Genomic DNA, 15,118 nt, shown 5'->3' on the forward strand with positions numbered 1-15,118 from the left:
AAAGGCGAGTCACGCCTTGTGAGTCAGATAGTATGCGGCAGTCTTCGCCAATGCATCGTCCACGCGTACCGGGGGCGTCCACCCCAGACGTTCGCACGTCGTGGAAATGTCCACCTGCAACGATCCGCAGAGTCGCTGTGCTGTAGCTCGCTTTCCAAATAGCAATGCGCTCGCCTCAAGCAAGGCTGCCGGTACCGGCAATAGTCGTGCAGGCTTGCCCAGCGCCAGCCCCATACGGTGCAACAGTTCAGTCGTGGAGAGATCCTCTCCATCGCTGATCAGAAAGATTTGATTGGCGGCCTTGGGATGTTCGACACAGGTCACGATCAGATCGACTAAATTATCCAAGGCAACCAAGCTACGCTTGTTACTGATCGCACCGAGCGGCAACGGCACCCCTCGGCAGAGCCAATTCATCATGCTGCGGAAGTTGGCCTTGACGCCCGGGCCATAGACCAAAACCGGTCGAATAATCACCACCTCCATAGCCGTCTCTTCCGCCAAGGCCAACAATGCCTGCTCAGCCTCCAGCTTCGAGATGCCATAAGGGTCTTGAGGCGCGGGGGTATCGTCAACGCAATAGGGCTGCCCCAAGGGAGTGCCTTCCCCATTGACCTTGATTGAACTGAGAAAAATAAACCGGCGCACACCTGCCAATACCGCCTGCCGCGCCAACGCCAATGTTCCATCGACATTAACCCGCCTGAACTCTGCAAGTGGATCAGCCGACGCATCGTCCATCACGTGTACGCGCGCAGCGCAGTGAATCACCGCATCAACACCCACAAGCGCAGAGTGCCAATCTGCCTCAGGACCAAGCGTCGGCGTTAGACAATATTCAACGCCTTCACGCTGGGCTGACGGTAGACAGCGGTAACTGGCCACAACCTGATGCCCAGCCCCAGCATCGATGACCAATCGATCCAACACGGCTTGGCCAACAAAGCCACTGGCACCGGTGAGCAGGACGCGCATACTCAGCCCTTGCGCCAAACGGTGCGGTTTATGTAATCGGTATAGCTGAGCACCACCCGCACCACCTGCAGCGATACCGGACCACCCTCATAGTCGGGCACCACCGGAATCACCCGTCCGCCGGCCTTGTGCTGGCTGGTGATGACCTTGACCGCCGCCAACACCGACTCCCTCTTCAGGCCGCTCATGATCAGCGTGCCCTGATCCATCCCCTCGGGACGCTCATGGGCGTTGCGCAGGGTCACCGCCGGCAGGTTGAGCAGGGAGGCTTCCTCGGTGATGGTGCCGCTGTCCGAGAGTACGCAGAACGAAGCCATTTGCAGCTTGATGTAGTCGAGCAGGCCGAAGGGTTTGACGAAGCGGATCAGCGGATGCTCCAGCGATTCGCCCAGCGCTTCCAGGCGCTTGCGGGTGCGCGGATGGGTCGAGACGATCACCGGGAAGCCGTACTCGTCAGCCAGCGCACGCAGGGTGGCGAGCAGGTCGCGTAGGTTGTCCGGAGTGTCGACGTTCTCCTCGCGGTGGGTGCTGACGATGAAGAACCTGCCGGCCTCCAGCCCCTCGCGGGCGAGCACGTCGGAGGCTTCGATCTTCGGCCGGTAGTAATCCAGCACTTCGTGCATGTGCGAGCCGGTCTTGATGATGGTCTCGGGACGGATGCCCTCGGCGATCAGGTAACGGCGGGCATGCTCCGTGAGCACCATGTTGATGTCCGAGAGGTGGTCGAGCACCTTGCGGTTGAGCTCTTCCGGTACCCGCTGGTCGAAGCAGCGATTGCCCGCCTCCATGTGGAACACCGGGATCTTGCGGCGCTTGGCGGCGATCACCGCAAGGCAGGTGTTGGTGTCGCCATAGAGCAGCAGCGCGTCGGGCTTTTCCAGCTCGAACACCGCATCGGCCTTGGCGATCACCTCGGCGATCGTCTGCGCGGCGGTGTCGCCGGCAGCGCCAAGGAAATGATCCGGCTTGCGGATCTCCAGGTCGTCGAAGAACACCTGGTTCAGCTCGAAATCGTAGTTCTGTCCCGAATGCACCAGCACGTGATTGACCTGGCGATCCAGCTCGGCGATCACCCGGCTCATCTTGATCAGCTCCGGGCGGGTGCCGACCAGGGTCATGACCTTAAGCATCGAGCTGCTCCCTGATGTAGTCGAGCTTGAGCAGCAGCTGCTTGATGCCCGGCACGTCTAGGCGCTCCGTGTTGTGCGAGGTGTAGTCGTCGAACTCGGCGATCTTTTCCTCGCCCTCGACGAAGTACTTCTTGTAGTTCAGGTCGCGATTGTCGGCCGGGATGCGGTAGTAGCGGCCCATGTCCTCGGCCTTGGCCATTTCTTCACGCGAGACCAGCGACTCGTAGAGCTTCTCGCCGTGACGGGTGCCGATCACCCGAACCGGGTTGTCGTGGCCGAACAATTCCTTGAGCGCCTGGGCCAGATCTCCGACGGTGGAGGCCGGCGCCTTCTGCACGAACAGGTCGCCCTGTTCGCCATGCTCGAAAGCATGCAGTACTAGATCCACGGAATCTTCCAGTGACATCAGGAAGCGCGTCATGTTGGGGTCGGTCACGGTCAGCGGCTCGCCACTACGCAGCTGCTCGATGAACAGCGGGATCACCGAACCGCGCGAAGCCATCACATTGCCGTAGCGGGTGGCGCAGACCACGGTGCCGCCCTCGGGAATCATTCGCGACTTGGCCACCATCAGCTTCTCGGCCATAGCCTTGGAGATGCCCATGGCGTTTATTGGATACACCGCCTTGTCGGTGGAGAGCACCACCACGCGCTTAACACCGCTCGCGATGGCGGCATTGAGGACGTTCTCGGTACCGTTGACGTTGGTACGTAAAGCTTCCATTGGATAGAACTCGCAGGACGGTACCTGCTTGAGCGCCGCCGCGTGGAAGATGTAGTCCACGCCGACCATGGCCTGTTTGAGGCTGTCGTAATCACGCACGTCGCCGATGTAGAACTTAACCTTATCGTTTGCCAAGGCGATGCGCATGTCCTCCTGCTTTTTCTCGTCACGGGAGAAGATGCGGATCTCGCGCACGTCGGTATCGAGGAAGCGGCGCAACACCGTATGGCCAAAGGAACCGGTGCCACCGGTGATCATCAATACCTTGTCGTCGAACATAGAACCTTCCAGAACGTGAACGCAGCCAAACGGCAGCGTGGATCTCTTTCGTCAGCGCGCCCTAGCGCTGCTCATGCATACGTTGGATAAGCTCCCGCCAGGTCGGGGCGATATAACCGGTAGCTTCGCGAAAACGCGAGCCATCCAAAGATCTGTCGATCACCAGCGCATCGTCAGAGCGAATTTCGATTCGCTTGCCGTACTGCGCAGCAACTAACCTAAGCAACTGAAACTTGTCGATTGGCGCGGCTGCGACATGATACAGACCGCTTAGAGCTGCGTGGGGGACTACGAAATCTTTCATCACCCGTGCCAACTCCACGGTAGGTAAGCCGGAGAATACTGCTTTCCTGAAACCTCGGATTGCGCCTTCCTGCGACAGGAACCAATCGACCAGCGCATGACTGGAATTCAGTTCGTGGCCAATAATTGAAGTACGCAAGGTAATTGCGGAAGAAAGATCGTGAACTTCGCCGATGTACTTGGATTTACCGTAGATATCTTCCGCATCGGAGAGATCACCCTCCACGTAACTTCCCTTACGGCCTGCGAAAACGCAATCGGTGCTCACGTGAATCAACCGGGCGCCGCTCAGGACGCACAGGTGCGCAAGACGATGCGGCAGCATGGCATTGATAGGCAGCGCGGTGAGCGGATCCTTTGCATCTGCAAGTTGCTTAATCAAGCCCACACAGTTGATCACCACATCCGGACGCACCTTACATAAAACAGCTATCAGAGCATCCTGATCCAGCGCGTCCACTCCGCTGACGAGACGCGCATGACTTTGCTGCGGAAAATGTCGCAGGGCAGCATGGCTACGTAATGTACCCCACGTCTCGTAAGCCGAATCCGCGCCGAACACACGAAAAACCGCATTACCCAGCATCCCAGTGACACCCAGAACCAAAACTCTCATTACATCCCTCAAACTTACACTCACCGCCGATAAAAATAACGCTTTAACGATCCCAAACAACGATTAACCAAATGTAACGCGAACTGACGCTCGTCTGACTGCATGATGTAAAAACTAAAAAACACGGCAGGCACGATCATGATGACAGTCCACGAAAGCGCCTGATATTCATCCCAACATAACCACGAAGCTACAGCGACTATCGATAAGCCTACGAGCCACTGTCCTACACGGCGCGCTTCCAGGCGTGCGCCATGCACGTGCCACAAACGAAGACTTAATAAGCACAGATAAGCTATATACCCTACCAAATAAGCAACGCCGACCCACTCGATTCCCAGCGGCAGCAGCACCCAAGCGAGCGATACAAAAATAACGCTCCACAGGGCCTCAGCCAGAGCGAAGCCCTTCATATCGGCCCGCGCGATCAACGTTGTAGACATAATCCAGCCGAGCACACGAACAAAATCACCTAGCAGGACCCATCGCAGCACATCCAGGGCGGGCACAAACTCCTTGCTGAACAGCAAGCTAATGACTAGCGGCTTGAACACAACCAAGCATACGATCAGTGGCAAGGATAACATCAGTGCGAAGTGAAAGGCCCTTGATAGGGCCGATTGCAATGCGACACCCTTTGTAAGCTTGCTAAGTTCGGGCAGCAGATAGCTTTGCAACGAGGCGAGGAAAAGTGCCAGGTACATGGCACTGATGCTCCAGGCGGCATCGAACTGACCTGCACCCTCTAATCCATACAGGTGAACGACTCGAGCACGAACGACCAGTACGCAACCCAGCGTAAACATCAAAGAAAGTAGCGACGGCAAAGCCACACTGAGAAAACGTCTCGCCGCCCCCCAGCCTATACTGCCTGGGGCCAGCGCGCTCAGGCTTACCAGATAACCTAGGCGGCGCACATGAATAAACGCGACCCCCAGCGCGGGCATAATTCCACCCCCCACAGCCAGAACTAACATATCCGGATAACCACGAGAGAATGCGAGCCCAGCTGGCAACGCCGCTACAGCAGCGCCAAGGCCTGCGAGCATGTTAATTAGCGCCACTGCCCCATATTGCATGTCTGCGGTTAAGACTCCGCGGAGGAAAAACAGCAGGGTGCCGAGTGTAATAGGTATAACCAACCAGCGCACCGCCGACGCATGATTCCCGGCGAGGGCTAAAGCGGCAATCAGATCAGCACCCATTAGTACTACGCCGCACATAACCAAGCTCATCGCGATGAACAAGTACAAGGTTGAAATAAAAAACTCTTCACGGGCTGGGCCCACTTGGCTACTAAGCCCTTGCACGACAGGATTCTGACCGCCTATCGAGGCCATCGATGAGAGCATTTGCTGCAACTGCCGCAAAACCGAATATAAGCCCACCCCCGCCGGCCCGGTGATGACGGCCAAGAGCTTGATGGCAATTGCACCAAAGAGCAAACCGAAAAATTGGCCGAAGGCTGTCCTGAATGTAGATACAGCCATTCCTGGCCTCATTTGAAGAAGCCTTTACACAAATGGGCAGGCTCCTCACCTTTACCAAGCAGCAGCGACAACACCAAATAAATGAACAGTCCACCACTCAGAAGAGTCGCAGTGAGTGAGCTAACCGCCGCAACGATGAAGCAAACAATACTAGACACAATAAGCGTCTGGCTGCCCGATGTAAAAATACATGCAGCACAGAAGGTAAACGCCAGGCAATAGACAATCACCCCTAACCAACCAAAGGCCAACTTGGCGTCGACAAAAAAAACGGTATTGGAGGCGCCCTCTCCTCCCGGAGACGCCCCATACTCATAAACATAAATCATCTTTTCAAGTTCCATTTTGGGCTCACCAAAAAGCAGGTGCACGAAACTAATCGAACGCCCCAGCGTCAACTGATTATCTAGCACAATACGCTGAAACTCTAGCCAATCATAAGCCGTTATATAAGGAACCCAACCAACCCTATTCAGCAAAAGCGTCAATTTGGCTGACAACTTATCCGGATCAAACTGGTACTGTTCCTCAGTAAAATGCTTACGTAAATAATAGGGAAGTAATGCGCGCGATGGATCCCCCATCGCCTCTTGAATTGGCATGCCAGGCGGAACAATCAACACCTTTGCGGAATCATTGACCGCTGCCGCTTTCGTTCCATCGGCGGCTGAATCAGCATTACCACCCCCCGCTAGAAATGCCAGTATCACAATACATCCCAGCATTATGGAGGTGGTCGTAACTACTGCCTTCCAACGACGCAACATTACATAGTAAAAGGCCAATGGGAGCAGTACAAAGATGGGAGCCGCCTTTTCCATAGCGAGCATCGAAAGAGCTAGTAGCAGCATCAACAGCCAGTACCTAGAGCGCACCCTCAATGTAAAAGCTGCAACCAATATCAATGGCATTATTGAACGCCCCAATATGAACGCAGAATAACGCAGTAAACTCTCGTATCCTACAAGCCCTGCGAGGAACTGGCTCCTGGAGTGCGCAATATCCATAAGCCGCCCACCTTTCAAAGCGACGAAAAGCGGAACCGTATCAGCAATCCATGAAGCATAAGCGAGAGTGATAATGTAAGAAATTAATGCAAATAGAGACAGCAAAACCCAGCCTTTATAAGAAATACCACAAAGCGCCCTCAGATTACTCACCAACAACACATATACCTTCGAAAAAAAACCGAAACTTATAAAGTAAATAATACAAAACAAAATCAACAGAGAAAAAAACTCAACCGCACTCTGCCCGCGCAATACAAACAAACCAAGCAGGCTCGCTGGAAGATAAATAGTCAGCATTATAAAAATAGGAACACCTTTAACAGCCCAACTTAAATTTCCCACCGAAACGCACCTTATCCTTTAAACTTATAATGAATAACGTTTGAAACCAATAAAATTACTGTAACATTTCAACCAATCTTTTAACTTGCGAACGCATTTCAAATTTTCTTTCAAAATAGTTTCGCCCCGCTCGGCCCATCTGCTCCCGCTGTAGGCGGCTCATGGATCGGAACGCGCGAATATTTTTTACCAATTCGTGCACATGCTCCGCTGGCGAAGCAAGGCCAGCGCCGGCCTCAAGAACAACACGCGCGCCCTCTCCATTGAGGCTTGCGAGGATAGGCTTGCCTGCGGCCAGATATGCCTGAATTTTGCTCGGAACCGTTTGTGAGAAAATCTCCTGGTCACTTAGCGTTACGAGCAAAACCGAGGAGCGTTCAAAGATATAGGGCATTGCGTGCATAGGAAATCGCCCTGGAAGAATTAGATTATCCAGCCCCAGGGAACGCTTTTGCGATTGCAGCCATGCCAGTCGACTTCCGCTCCCGACTAGCACCAGACGCAGATCAGGTTCATCACGCAACTCGATAGCAGCCTGTACGACAGTATCCAATCCTTGCGCCGTACCCAGGTTACCTGCAAATACTATACAAAAATAATTGCTAAGCACCTCAATTAGCTCTAGAGGTACAGCGGGTGTTTCATCAATAATGCCCTCGTCCTTTATCGAGTTGGGGAAGTAGTAAATCTTTTCTTTCGGGGCATAACGCGCAACCGGTACGAAAAAAGCCTGTGATTGAACCAACAGTTTATCGCAGCACCGATAGATTCCTTTTACCACCCAACCAACCATGCGTAATACATGTGGACACTTGACAAATCCGGTCGCGGCGAGGCTCTCGGGCCATAAATCCTGCACCCATAAAGCCAACTTTGCGCGTTTTATCCACTTCAGAGGAATGGCCGGAATGGCCTGCAGTACCGGAGATGGCGCGAACACCAAGATCGCGTCGAACTCGCGACTACGCAGCATCCAAGGCAGAAACAACAGTCCGCTGAGCACGAACGACAGATAGTTGAAGACCAAGTGGCGTGTGCCGCCTTCCCCACGCGGCCAGAGGGGCACGCGAAACACCTCCACCTTGCCCTGGTGATGCTCGCGCTGCGTCCCCCACAGGCGATAACCCTCGAACAGCTTGCCACCCGGGTAGTTGGGCTTGCCGGTGGCGACCACCACTTCGTGCCCCTGCTCGTGAAGGGTCAGCACTATGTCGTTGATGATGAAGCTTTCGGGCCAGAAGTACTGGGAGAGCACCAGAATGCGCATGGATCAGCGACTCGCCTGCGTTGATTGGATATCGCGATAGAGCTCTAGCATGCGCGCTGCATTGGCCTCAATGGAGAAGGTCTGTTCCGCCCAGATCTTCGCCTGACGCCCAAGCTCGCGACGCAACTCAGGGTCTTCCGCAAGACGCTGCAGCGCATCGGCAATCAGCACGGGATCGGGGGCCGGCACTGCCAGTCCTGTGACTTCGTGCAACAGCGCGTCCGGCATCGGATCGGTCACCGCCACCACACTGGGCACCGAATAGAATGCCGCTTCGAAAACCGGCCGACCTGCCGCGTCCAGATGGGATGGGAAACAGAGAATATCCAGTTGTGGATAAAGTTCGCGGACATCGCTCACGAAGCCGACCAGTTTGACGTGACTCTCCAGCCCTCCCCGCTGGATCAAGACTTCAAGCTCTGCCGTTACGTCTCGAGCGAAACCAAACTTGCCCAGAATCCACGCTTTGACGCCCGAAAGCTGACGGGCATTCTCGCCTGCAATCACACACTCGAGCGGCACGCCTCTCTGCTTGAGCAAACGCATGGCCTCAACTAGCTCGAAAATCCCCTTGAGAGGAATCAGCACACCTAAAAACCCAACTCTGACTGGCTCGTGATCGCCTTTGAGGCGGGAGATGGCAACCTTCTGATCAACTTTCAAACCATTGTGAATCACGCGTACAGGTAGATCTGACGCCAAGGTGGCCGCAACCGTATGGTCTATCGCCACAACCGTATCAGCATGCAGGCGCAGCAACCCGTTTATCCAGCGGGAGCGCCAGCTGCTAATCTCCATTCGCTGCAACGACCGCACATGCACTATCAGCGGAACGCGCAGCAGCCACTTGCCGATTACCCCTAAAGGCAACAATGTAATTTCGTTCACGTGGATAAGGTCAAAAGACTCTCGGCGCAGGCGCCAGAGACCCCATAGCGAAAACGGAAGCAGGAACAACTCGCGCAGGAGGATTATCCAGCGCAGCCTGCGGTAGTAGCCGTATCGCGTATTGTCGAACTGACTCAACCCCTTAACTGGACGGATCGCCATACCGGCTCGGACAAAGGCCGCACTGGCAGTTCCTAAAGATGTTAAAGCGACGCCCTCCACGCCGGACGCCTGCAAGCAGCTAAACAACTCAACCAGACTCTTCGACGCCCCACCAAATGCCGCCGCAGGATGAAGGTAAAGAACGCGCAGCGAAGTATCGCGCATCAGAAAAACCTCAAAGAAACCTCTTGTACCAATGAGCGAAATTGATCCAGCGCCAGACCTGCCACGAGTAAGGTCGTCTGCCCGTCACAATCTGCTCGAAATGCTCGAGCAATTTGGCTTGGTCAAGAAATGGCAAGTCCAAATCTTCCTTAAGCCAAAGACGCACTGTGTCAGCCATCTCCATCAGCCACTTCTGCTCAGGCGTTGCAAAACCGATTTTGTCGCGCCGGTCCAGTACTGCATCAGGTACTATGCCGCGCAATGCGGAACGTAACAGATGTTTGGTTTCACCTTGGGGCGAAACCAGATAACTCTCCGGCAGCGAGAGCATGAAATCAGCCACATCCGTGGTTAAGAAAGGCACGCGACTTTCGACCGAAAACCTCATGGAATTGCGGTCGCCATGCCTGAGCAATCCAAGCAATCCACGTTGAGTCAACGATTCAGCCAACGAGGCCACCATCCGCCGCCCTGGCAAAACCTCAAGCGTGGACGAAGTCGGATATCCGAGATGAACACCGCTTTCGTACAGTGGTCCAGGCCTGATCCATTCCGGTACGCTCTTCATCCCATTCAGCGATCGCAACAGATCATGGAGCCTACCATCACTGTACTCGCCAACTACCCTCTTCAACCCATCTACACGACTGCGCCCCGGCCAACGCGACCAAGCATTTAGAAAATCCAAAGCCTGGCTGTAACTTCCCTGCTCAATCAGGCTACGAATACGCTGCCCAGGATATCCATTGTACCCACCCAGAACCTCATCAGCCCCTTGCCCTTCGAGCGTAACGGTGACGCCATGCTCCTTTGCAAGTTTGAAAACCCTGTACTGAGCGTAGATGCTGGTGCTACCGAAAGGCTCACCCTGCGTAGATATCAGATCTTCCAGATCCTCAGCCAGCTCATTAGCGGACACCACCACCTTGTGGGGGGTCGCCTGAACGTGTTGGTTAACCCGGTCAACCCAACCCTCTTCAGAAACAAGACTATCGCGGGCGATATAACTGAACGTGTGAATAGCCGCATCAGGCTCCAAATGACGCATGGCGCAGACAATAGCAGAGGAGTCGATTCCTCCAGACAGCGCAGCCCCAAGCGGGACATCACTGCGCATGTGCAAACGTATGTTGTCGAGAAACATCTCCCTCAGGCAGGCGCTCGCGTCCGCGAATGACCACGAGTCATCCTGCGCAATGGAAGGCCGCCACCACGTCTCTGGGTCAGAAACCTGAAGCGAGGAAAGATCAACGGTAAATAAATGACCAGGCTGAAGCGAGCGCACACCCCGAACAAAGCACTGATCACCGAAATCGTATTCTCCGTGCACCAGATAGTAATAAGCCCTTTGCCAATTGAGCTCGGGCTTTTCGTGCTTGAGAGCATGCAGCGCTGGCAGTTCGGAGGCAAAAAGAAAAGCGTTATCTTCCAACCCATAAAAGAAAGGCTTGATCCCAAAAGCGTCACGCACGCAAGTGAGCGTGCCCTGCTGACGATCAAATACAACGAAAGCAAACATTCCTTTTAACTTGGGCACGACTGCCTGCCCCCAATAAGCCCACCCAGCCAGCAGTACCTCGGTATCAGAGCGTGTCAGTAAAACAGCACCTAAAGCTTCAAGCTCAGCCCTTAGCTCCAGATAGTTGTAAATTTCGCCGTTAAATACCAATCCAAAACGCTGATCCTGCGAATACATGGGTTGCTGGCCAGCAGTTGAAAGATCGATTATGGAAAGGCGCGCGTGACCGAGAATGACCGCCCCTTCACCAACGGCATGGCGATCGAAACCTTGATGATCAGGCCCCCGATGACGCATAGCCAAAAGCGCACCATGTACTCGCCGCTCTAACTCGCGCGGGGAGATGCGCCAAAATCCGCCGGTAATACCACACATACTAATAAGAGCCCGTTTTTTGTGGCTTTAGAGCCTGCTTATAGTCAGACAATATATCTTGCGCTATACGCTTAGGGTCATGCCATCGTTCAACAAAGGCACGACTCCTTTTCCCTAAAGCAACAAGCTCGTCACGGGGCATCTGAATCACGCCTCTCAAGTCATCTTCGATGGAGATAGGAGTCAAATGAAGAACCGGCAACTCGCTTCTCATTTCAGCAGGTATAAAGACGAGATCTGGCTCTCTTATATAAGCCATAACAGGCTTGCCAAGCGCCATTAACTCAACCCCCAACCCGCCGTACCAGCCTGCGAATAATTGGTCCACTAGAACATCAGCAGACTCATAAATTCTACGAGCCTCATCATGGCTTTTTCCTTCTACTAGGATCAGCTCGAACTCGAAACCTTGAGCTTCCAGCGCGTTAAAAGCATCCAAAACCAGCTGGGTACCCTTTACACTTCGGTTGGTTGGCGCGTGCAGGAAGCGCAGGGGCCTGCCCTCATTTTGAGTATAAGCCGGAGCCCAATCAGAAGGAAAAACGTGATGATAGGGAACAAACTGCGCGCGCGCAGGCAGCAAATGCATCAGGTCAGGATTAATTGCATAAATACCATGCGCCATTCTAGATAAGCTACGAATACTTCTACGCTTAAATTTATCAGATGCTTCGCAATAATAGCCATCATCAGAGTGAGCAGCTATGGATATCGAAAAGTTCTGCAAGCAGAAATCACTTTGGCGCGCATCATCTCCGAAATAACTAATAAAAACTTTCTTACGAAGCAAACGAACATACCCAATCTCTATACATTGTAGAAAACGGAGATAGAGAGAATATAGATATCTTAAATAACGGCCCGGGCGGCGGCTTGATAATGGACTAAATCCAAAAGCTGTAGCGATAGTCGTGCCTGCGTTGTAATGGATGACGTCAAAACGCGGGATCATAAACAGAATTGCCATGATCCGTTTAATTTCGCGCAGCAAGAAACTCTGCCCAGGATGATGAAGAGCATAATCGACAGGGTACAGAAGATAATTCTGCGAGATGACGAGAGAATGGCTGTCCACTCCGAGCGATTGCATCGCACGACTCAGTGCCTGAGGTTGCCCCGCCACGGAAGTGGGAGCGTGAAGTACTTTCAACGTCAACTATCAACCCTCAGCATCCGCTTCTGCGGCGCAGATCAAACTGGTCCAAGTACTTTTCGAAACTACCAACGGGCTTCCAACCCGACGACATGAGCTTCGCATTGTTACCCAGAATGTCTTGAGAAAAATCACTTCCTAACTTAACTATAGCTTTTTTCCCCAAATAGAATTCTAACGAAGAAACTATGTGAGTAATACTCAACGCCTCTTGCCCGCAGAGATTATATGTGCCAGGAGGGAAACCATCTTTACAAGAAATCATAACGGCTGAAATCACATCGTCAATCGGAGTGAGCGACAAAACCGGACCGCCATCCTTATTGATAGTAACCTCACGACCTTCCGCAACGGCATCACTGAGAAATCTGATAAGACCAGATGTCTGACCAGGTCCGTACGGAAAATACAGTCTATGGATAACCACTGGCAACCCGAAGCGCATCTGGTAAGCACGACACAACTGCTCAGCGAGATGCTTTGTAACTGCATAACTACTACGCGGCGAGATCTCATCCGTCTCTGAAAAACAAAAGTCTTTTTTCTCTCCGTAAACAGCGCCAGATGAAATATATATGAAGCGCAAGGCTTTGTTCTTAACCGCCCAATCAAGTATATTTTTCGTCGTCTTTACATTACCATTCCAATGGTCATCCCAGCTTGCGGAACGAATTTCTCCTGCACAGTGGATAACAACCACTCCTTTTAAACATATATCTGGAACGTCATCTATTAAATCACAATTTACCCAAATGCATTGTTGGTTATTCTTTATCTGGCGCGACAAGCCAACGACTGCATTCTTTTCAGCCAGCGCATTAACAATCGCCGAGCCTACAGCACCAGAAGCACCGGTTACCATGTACATTGAGAGCCCCTGTGCTATACAAATTACGGAGAAACACGATGCCTAAGCAGGCTACTGGGCTTCTCAATTAAAAGCCACGAGACGACTGCCAGGCAAAGAGTGAATAAAGTGTAAAGTATCGCCCTGCTAATGAAATCAGCAACCGAAATATCCAGTCCATCCCAGAATGGAATGGCGAAATAATGCCACAAATAAAAGCCATAACTAATAAGTCCGAGAGGCCCCAAGACCTTGGTGACAATAAAAGCACTACATACCCGAAGACGATATTTATCAAGTGTCAAAATTACCCCTGCCGCAAAAAAAGCCACCGAGATATCGTAAAAGGTAACGAACCAAGGAGTATCAAGCGCTTCTAAAGGTCTGAACCCAACGAGGAAAGTAAATGCCAGGGCGCAGAAGGCCGAAGCCAACAGCACTATTTCAGGAAACCGAACTTGCCGAGACCTGACCAAAAGCAGCCCTATAGCAAAAGAGTCTATGCAGCCTGGCAGAACAAAAGATGCCAAGACCCATCCGCCGGAATCAATGCCAGCTGCATAGAACCGCCAAAGAGGCCCGGTCAAAACAAACGAAAAAAGAATAATCCATCGACGCCGCTGTGAGGACGCTATATAGAAAAATCCCCAAAGCGCGTAAAAATGAACCTCAACAGCAATACTCCACAGATGCACCGAGTGCCCATAAAGCGCTCCACTCAGAATATCTATATTAGAGAAAAATAGAAGAAGCTCGGTCAACTTATCTTGCATGTAGATATAACCAGAAAGCCATACCACCATAATCAAGAAAAAATAAGGCGGCACTATTCTCAAGAGGCGCGCGCACATGAAATCATAATAAAGCGTTAGCCTCGAGCCTACTTCCCCAACAGACAGTTTTTCAAGTAAACGGCCAATGAACATTCCACTTAGTACGAAAAAGAATACCAATCCAGTTCTGCCCCACATAAAGGACTGAGCCGTCAAAGCTTCGGGAAACCAATGCGAATACGCCACCATACCTGCGGCTATAGCCCTGAAAGCGTCATAATCAGGGCGACGGCTCTGGGCCATTATTTCTGCCTGCTGAGTTTAAAAAAAGTAACCATATGACAGCGGATCTTATAGTTTCGGGGAAAAGTAAGTCGTACAGACCTTTTCAGGATCTGCATCCATGACGATTTTACCGTGCTCAAGCAAAATAGCTCTGTTGCATACACTCATAGCCAAGTCGCGAGAGTGCGTAGCAATAACAAGAATTCTTGTCGAACTTATCAGACTGTTCATCCTCGCCTCCGCTTTGTGGCGGAAGTCCTCGTCCCCTACCGACAGCCATTCATCCATAAGCAGAATTTCTGGCTGCAGAATGGTTGATACTGAAAAGGCAAGCCTTAAATGCATACCCGAGGAGTATGTTCTGACGGGCATATTGATAAAGTCACCAAGCCCACTGAACTCAACTATATCGTCTATATGTGACCTGATTTCCGAAGCCTTCATGCCCAGCAGGCTCGCACGAATGAATATATTTTCTCGCCCTGTGGCCTCAGGATCAATCCCAAGAGAAACATCAATCAGAGAGCTCACCTCTCCTTTTATTTCGGCTGCCCCGCTTGTAGGAGCATAAACGCCGCTCAATAGCCTAAGGAAGGTGCTTTTGCCTGCCCCATTATGACCTAGCAGGGCTACGCGATCGCCATCCTTAACCTCAAAACAGATGTCGTTAAGTGCACGGACCACCACATGCCCTTCGGAGCTGCCAAGCTGCCCGCCCGTCGCAACACTTATCAAAGCTTTTTTTAATGATCTGGCACTGGCATTAAACACTGGAATTTCAACCGAGACGTTATCAAATCTAATATATGCCATTA

At 52.4% G+C, this 15,118-nt stretch carries 13 protein-coding genes; all 13 read right to left on the reverse strand.

Annotation, left to right across the window (positions count from 1 at the left end):
- Positions 1-9: 9 nt before the first annotated feature.
- Positions 10-975, reverse strand: coding sequence for a UDP-glucose 4-epimerase family protein (locus ACQKIK_RS01070; protein WP_499134433.1), 966 nt, complete (start codon positions 973-975; stop codon positions 10-12).
- A gap of 2 nt (positions 976-977) precedes the next feature.
- Positions 978-2,105 (reverse strand): non-hydrolyzing UDP-N-acetylglucosamine 2-epimerase, encoded by a 1,128-nt coding sequence (gene wecB / locus ACQKIK_RS01075; RefSeq protein WP_499134435.1) that lies wholly within the window; start codon positions 2,103-2,105, stop codon positions 978-980.
- Positions 2,098-3,108, reverse strand: a complete 1,011-nt coding sequence (locus tag ACQKIK_RS01080) for a polysaccharide biosynthesis protein (protein WP_499134437.1) — start codon at positions 3,106-3,108, stop codon at positions 2,098-2,100. Before ACQKIK_RS01080 ends, wecB begins: the two co-directional genes overlap by 8 nt.
- Positions 3,109-3,169: 61 nt before the next feature.
- Positions 3,170-4,027 carry a dTDP-4-dehydrorhamnose reductase family protein gene (locus ACQKIK_RS01085; protein WP_499134438.1) on the reverse strand — a complete coding sequence of 286 codons (858 nt, stop codon included), beginning with the start codon at positions 4,025-4,027 and terminating at the stop codon, positions 3,170-3,172.
- 20 nt (positions 4,028-4,047) lie between these two features.
- Positions 4,048-5,517, reverse strand: coding sequence for an oligosaccharide flippase family protein (locus ACQKIK_RS01090; protein WP_499134439.1), 1,470 nt, complete (start codon positions 5,515-5,517; stop codon positions 4,048-4,050).
- Positions 5,518-5,525: 8 nt separating this feature from the next.
- Complete coding sequence (locus ACQKIK_RS01095) at positions 5,526-6,869, reverse strand: hypothetical protein (protein WP_499134441.1); 1,344 nt, start codon at positions 6,867-6,869, stop codon at positions 5,526-5,528.
- 55 nt (positions 6,870-6,924) lie between these two features.
- A complete protein-coding gene (locus ACQKIK_RS01100; RefSeq protein WP_499134444.1) occupies positions 6,925-8,136 on the reverse strand; it encodes a glycosyltransferase family 4 protein in 1,212 nt (403 codons plus the stop codon).
- Positions 8,137-8,139: 3 nt separating this feature from the next.
- Positions 8,140-9,351 carry a glycosyltransferase family 4 protein gene (locus ACQKIK_RS01105; RefSeq protein WP_499134445.1) on the reverse strand — a complete coding sequence of 404 codons (1,212 nt, stop codon included), beginning with the start codon at positions 9,349-9,351 and terminating at the stop codon, positions 8,140-8,142.
- Between the two features lie 10 nt (positions 9,352-9,361).
- Complete coding sequence (gene asnB / locus ACQKIK_RS01110) at positions 9,362-11,245, reverse strand: asparagine synthase (glutamine-hydrolyzing) (RefSeq protein WP_499134446.1); 1,884 nt, start codon at positions 11,243-11,245, stop codon at positions 9,362-9,364.
- A gap of 1 nt (position 11,246) precedes the next feature.
- Positions 11,247-12,335, reverse strand: coding sequence for a glycosyltransferase (locus tag ACQKIK_RS01115; protein ID WP_499134448.1), 1,089 nt, complete (start codon positions 12,333-12,335; stop codon positions 11,247-11,249).
- Positions 12,336-12,411: 76 nt separating this feature from the next.
- Positions 12,412-13,266 (reverse strand): NAD-dependent epimerase/dehydratase family protein, encoded by an 855-nt coding sequence (locus ACQKIK_RS01120; RefSeq protein WP_499134450.1) that lies wholly within the window; start codon positions 13,264-13,266, stop codon positions 12,412-12,414.
- 23 nt (positions 13,267-13,289) lie between these two features.
- Positions 13,290-14,321, reverse strand: coding sequence for an acyltransferase family protein (locus ACQKIK_RS01125; protein ID WP_499134452.1), 1,032 nt, complete (start codon positions 14,319-14,321; stop codon positions 13,290-13,292).
- Positions 14,322-14,369: 48 nt separating this feature from the next.
- Positions 14,370-15,116, reverse strand: a complete 747-nt coding sequence (locus ACQKIK_RS01130) for an ABC transporter ATP-binding protein (protein WP_499134453.1) — start codon at positions 15,114-15,116, stop codon at positions 14,370-14,372.
- Positions 15,117-15,118: the final 2 nt, after the last annotated feature.

Origin of the sequence: Pseudomonas sp. NPDC047961 (assembly GCF_050272435.1) — a bacterium.
Taxonomy (GTDB): domain Bacteria; phylum Pseudomonadota; class Gammaproteobacteria; order Pseudomonadales; family Pseudomonadaceae; genus Stutzerimonas.

What these genes read in the sequence shown, in the direction of transcription:
- ACQKIK_RS01070 (WP_499134433.1), bottom strand. Translation starts at nt 975, where the DNA reads ATGCGCGTCCTGCTCACCGGTGCCAGTGGCTTTGTTGGCCAAGCCGTG.
- wecB (WP_499134435.1), bottom strand. Translation starts at nt 2,105, where the DNA reads ATGCTTAAGGTCATGACCCTGGTCGGCACCCGCCCGGAGCTGATCAAG.
- ACQKIK_RS01080 (WP_499134437.1), bottom strand. Translation starts at nt 3,108, where the DNA reads ATGTTCGACGACAAGGTATTGATGATCACCGGTGGCACCGGTTCCTTT.
- ACQKIK_RS01085 (WP_499134438.1), bottom strand. Translation starts at nt 4,027, where the DNA reads ATGAGAGTTTTGGTTCTGGGTGTCACTGGGATGCTGGGTAATGCGGTT.
- ACQKIK_RS01090 (WP_499134439.1), bottom strand. Translation starts at nt 5,517, where the DNA reads ATGGCTGTATCTACATTCAGGACAGCCTTCGGCCAATTTTTCGGTTTG.
- ACQKIK_RS01100 (WP_499134444.1), bottom strand. Translation starts at nt 8,136, where the DNA reads ATGCGCATTCTGGTGCTCTCCCAGTACTTCTGGCCCGAAAGCTTCATC.
- ACQKIK_RS01105 (WP_499134445.1), bottom strand. Translation starts at nt 9,351, where the DNA reads ATGCGCGATACTTCGCTGCGCGTTCTTTACCTTCATCCTGCGGCGGCA.
- asnB (WP_499134446.1), bottom strand. Translation starts at nt 11,245, where the DNA reads ATGTGTGGTATTACCGGCGGATTTTGGCGCATCTCCCCGCGCGAGTTA.
- ACQKIK_RS01115 (WP_499134448.1), bottom strand. Translation starts at nt 12,335, where the DNA reads ATGCAATCGCTCGGAGTGGACAGCCATTCTCTCGTCATCTCGCAGAAT.
- ACQKIK_RS01120 (WP_499134450.1), bottom strand. Translation starts at nt 13,266, where the DNA reads ATGTACATGGTAACCGGTGCTTCTGGTGCTGTAGGCTCGGCGATTGTT.
- ACQKIK_RS01125 (WP_499134452.1), bottom strand. Translation starts at nt 14,321, where the DNA reads ATGGCCCAGAGCCGTCGCCCTGATTATGACGCTTTCAGGGCTATAGCC.
- ACQKIK_RS01130 (WP_499134453.1), bottom strand. Translation starts at nt 15,116, where the DNA reads ATGGCATATATTAGATTTGATAACGTCTCGGTTGAAATTCCAGTGTTT.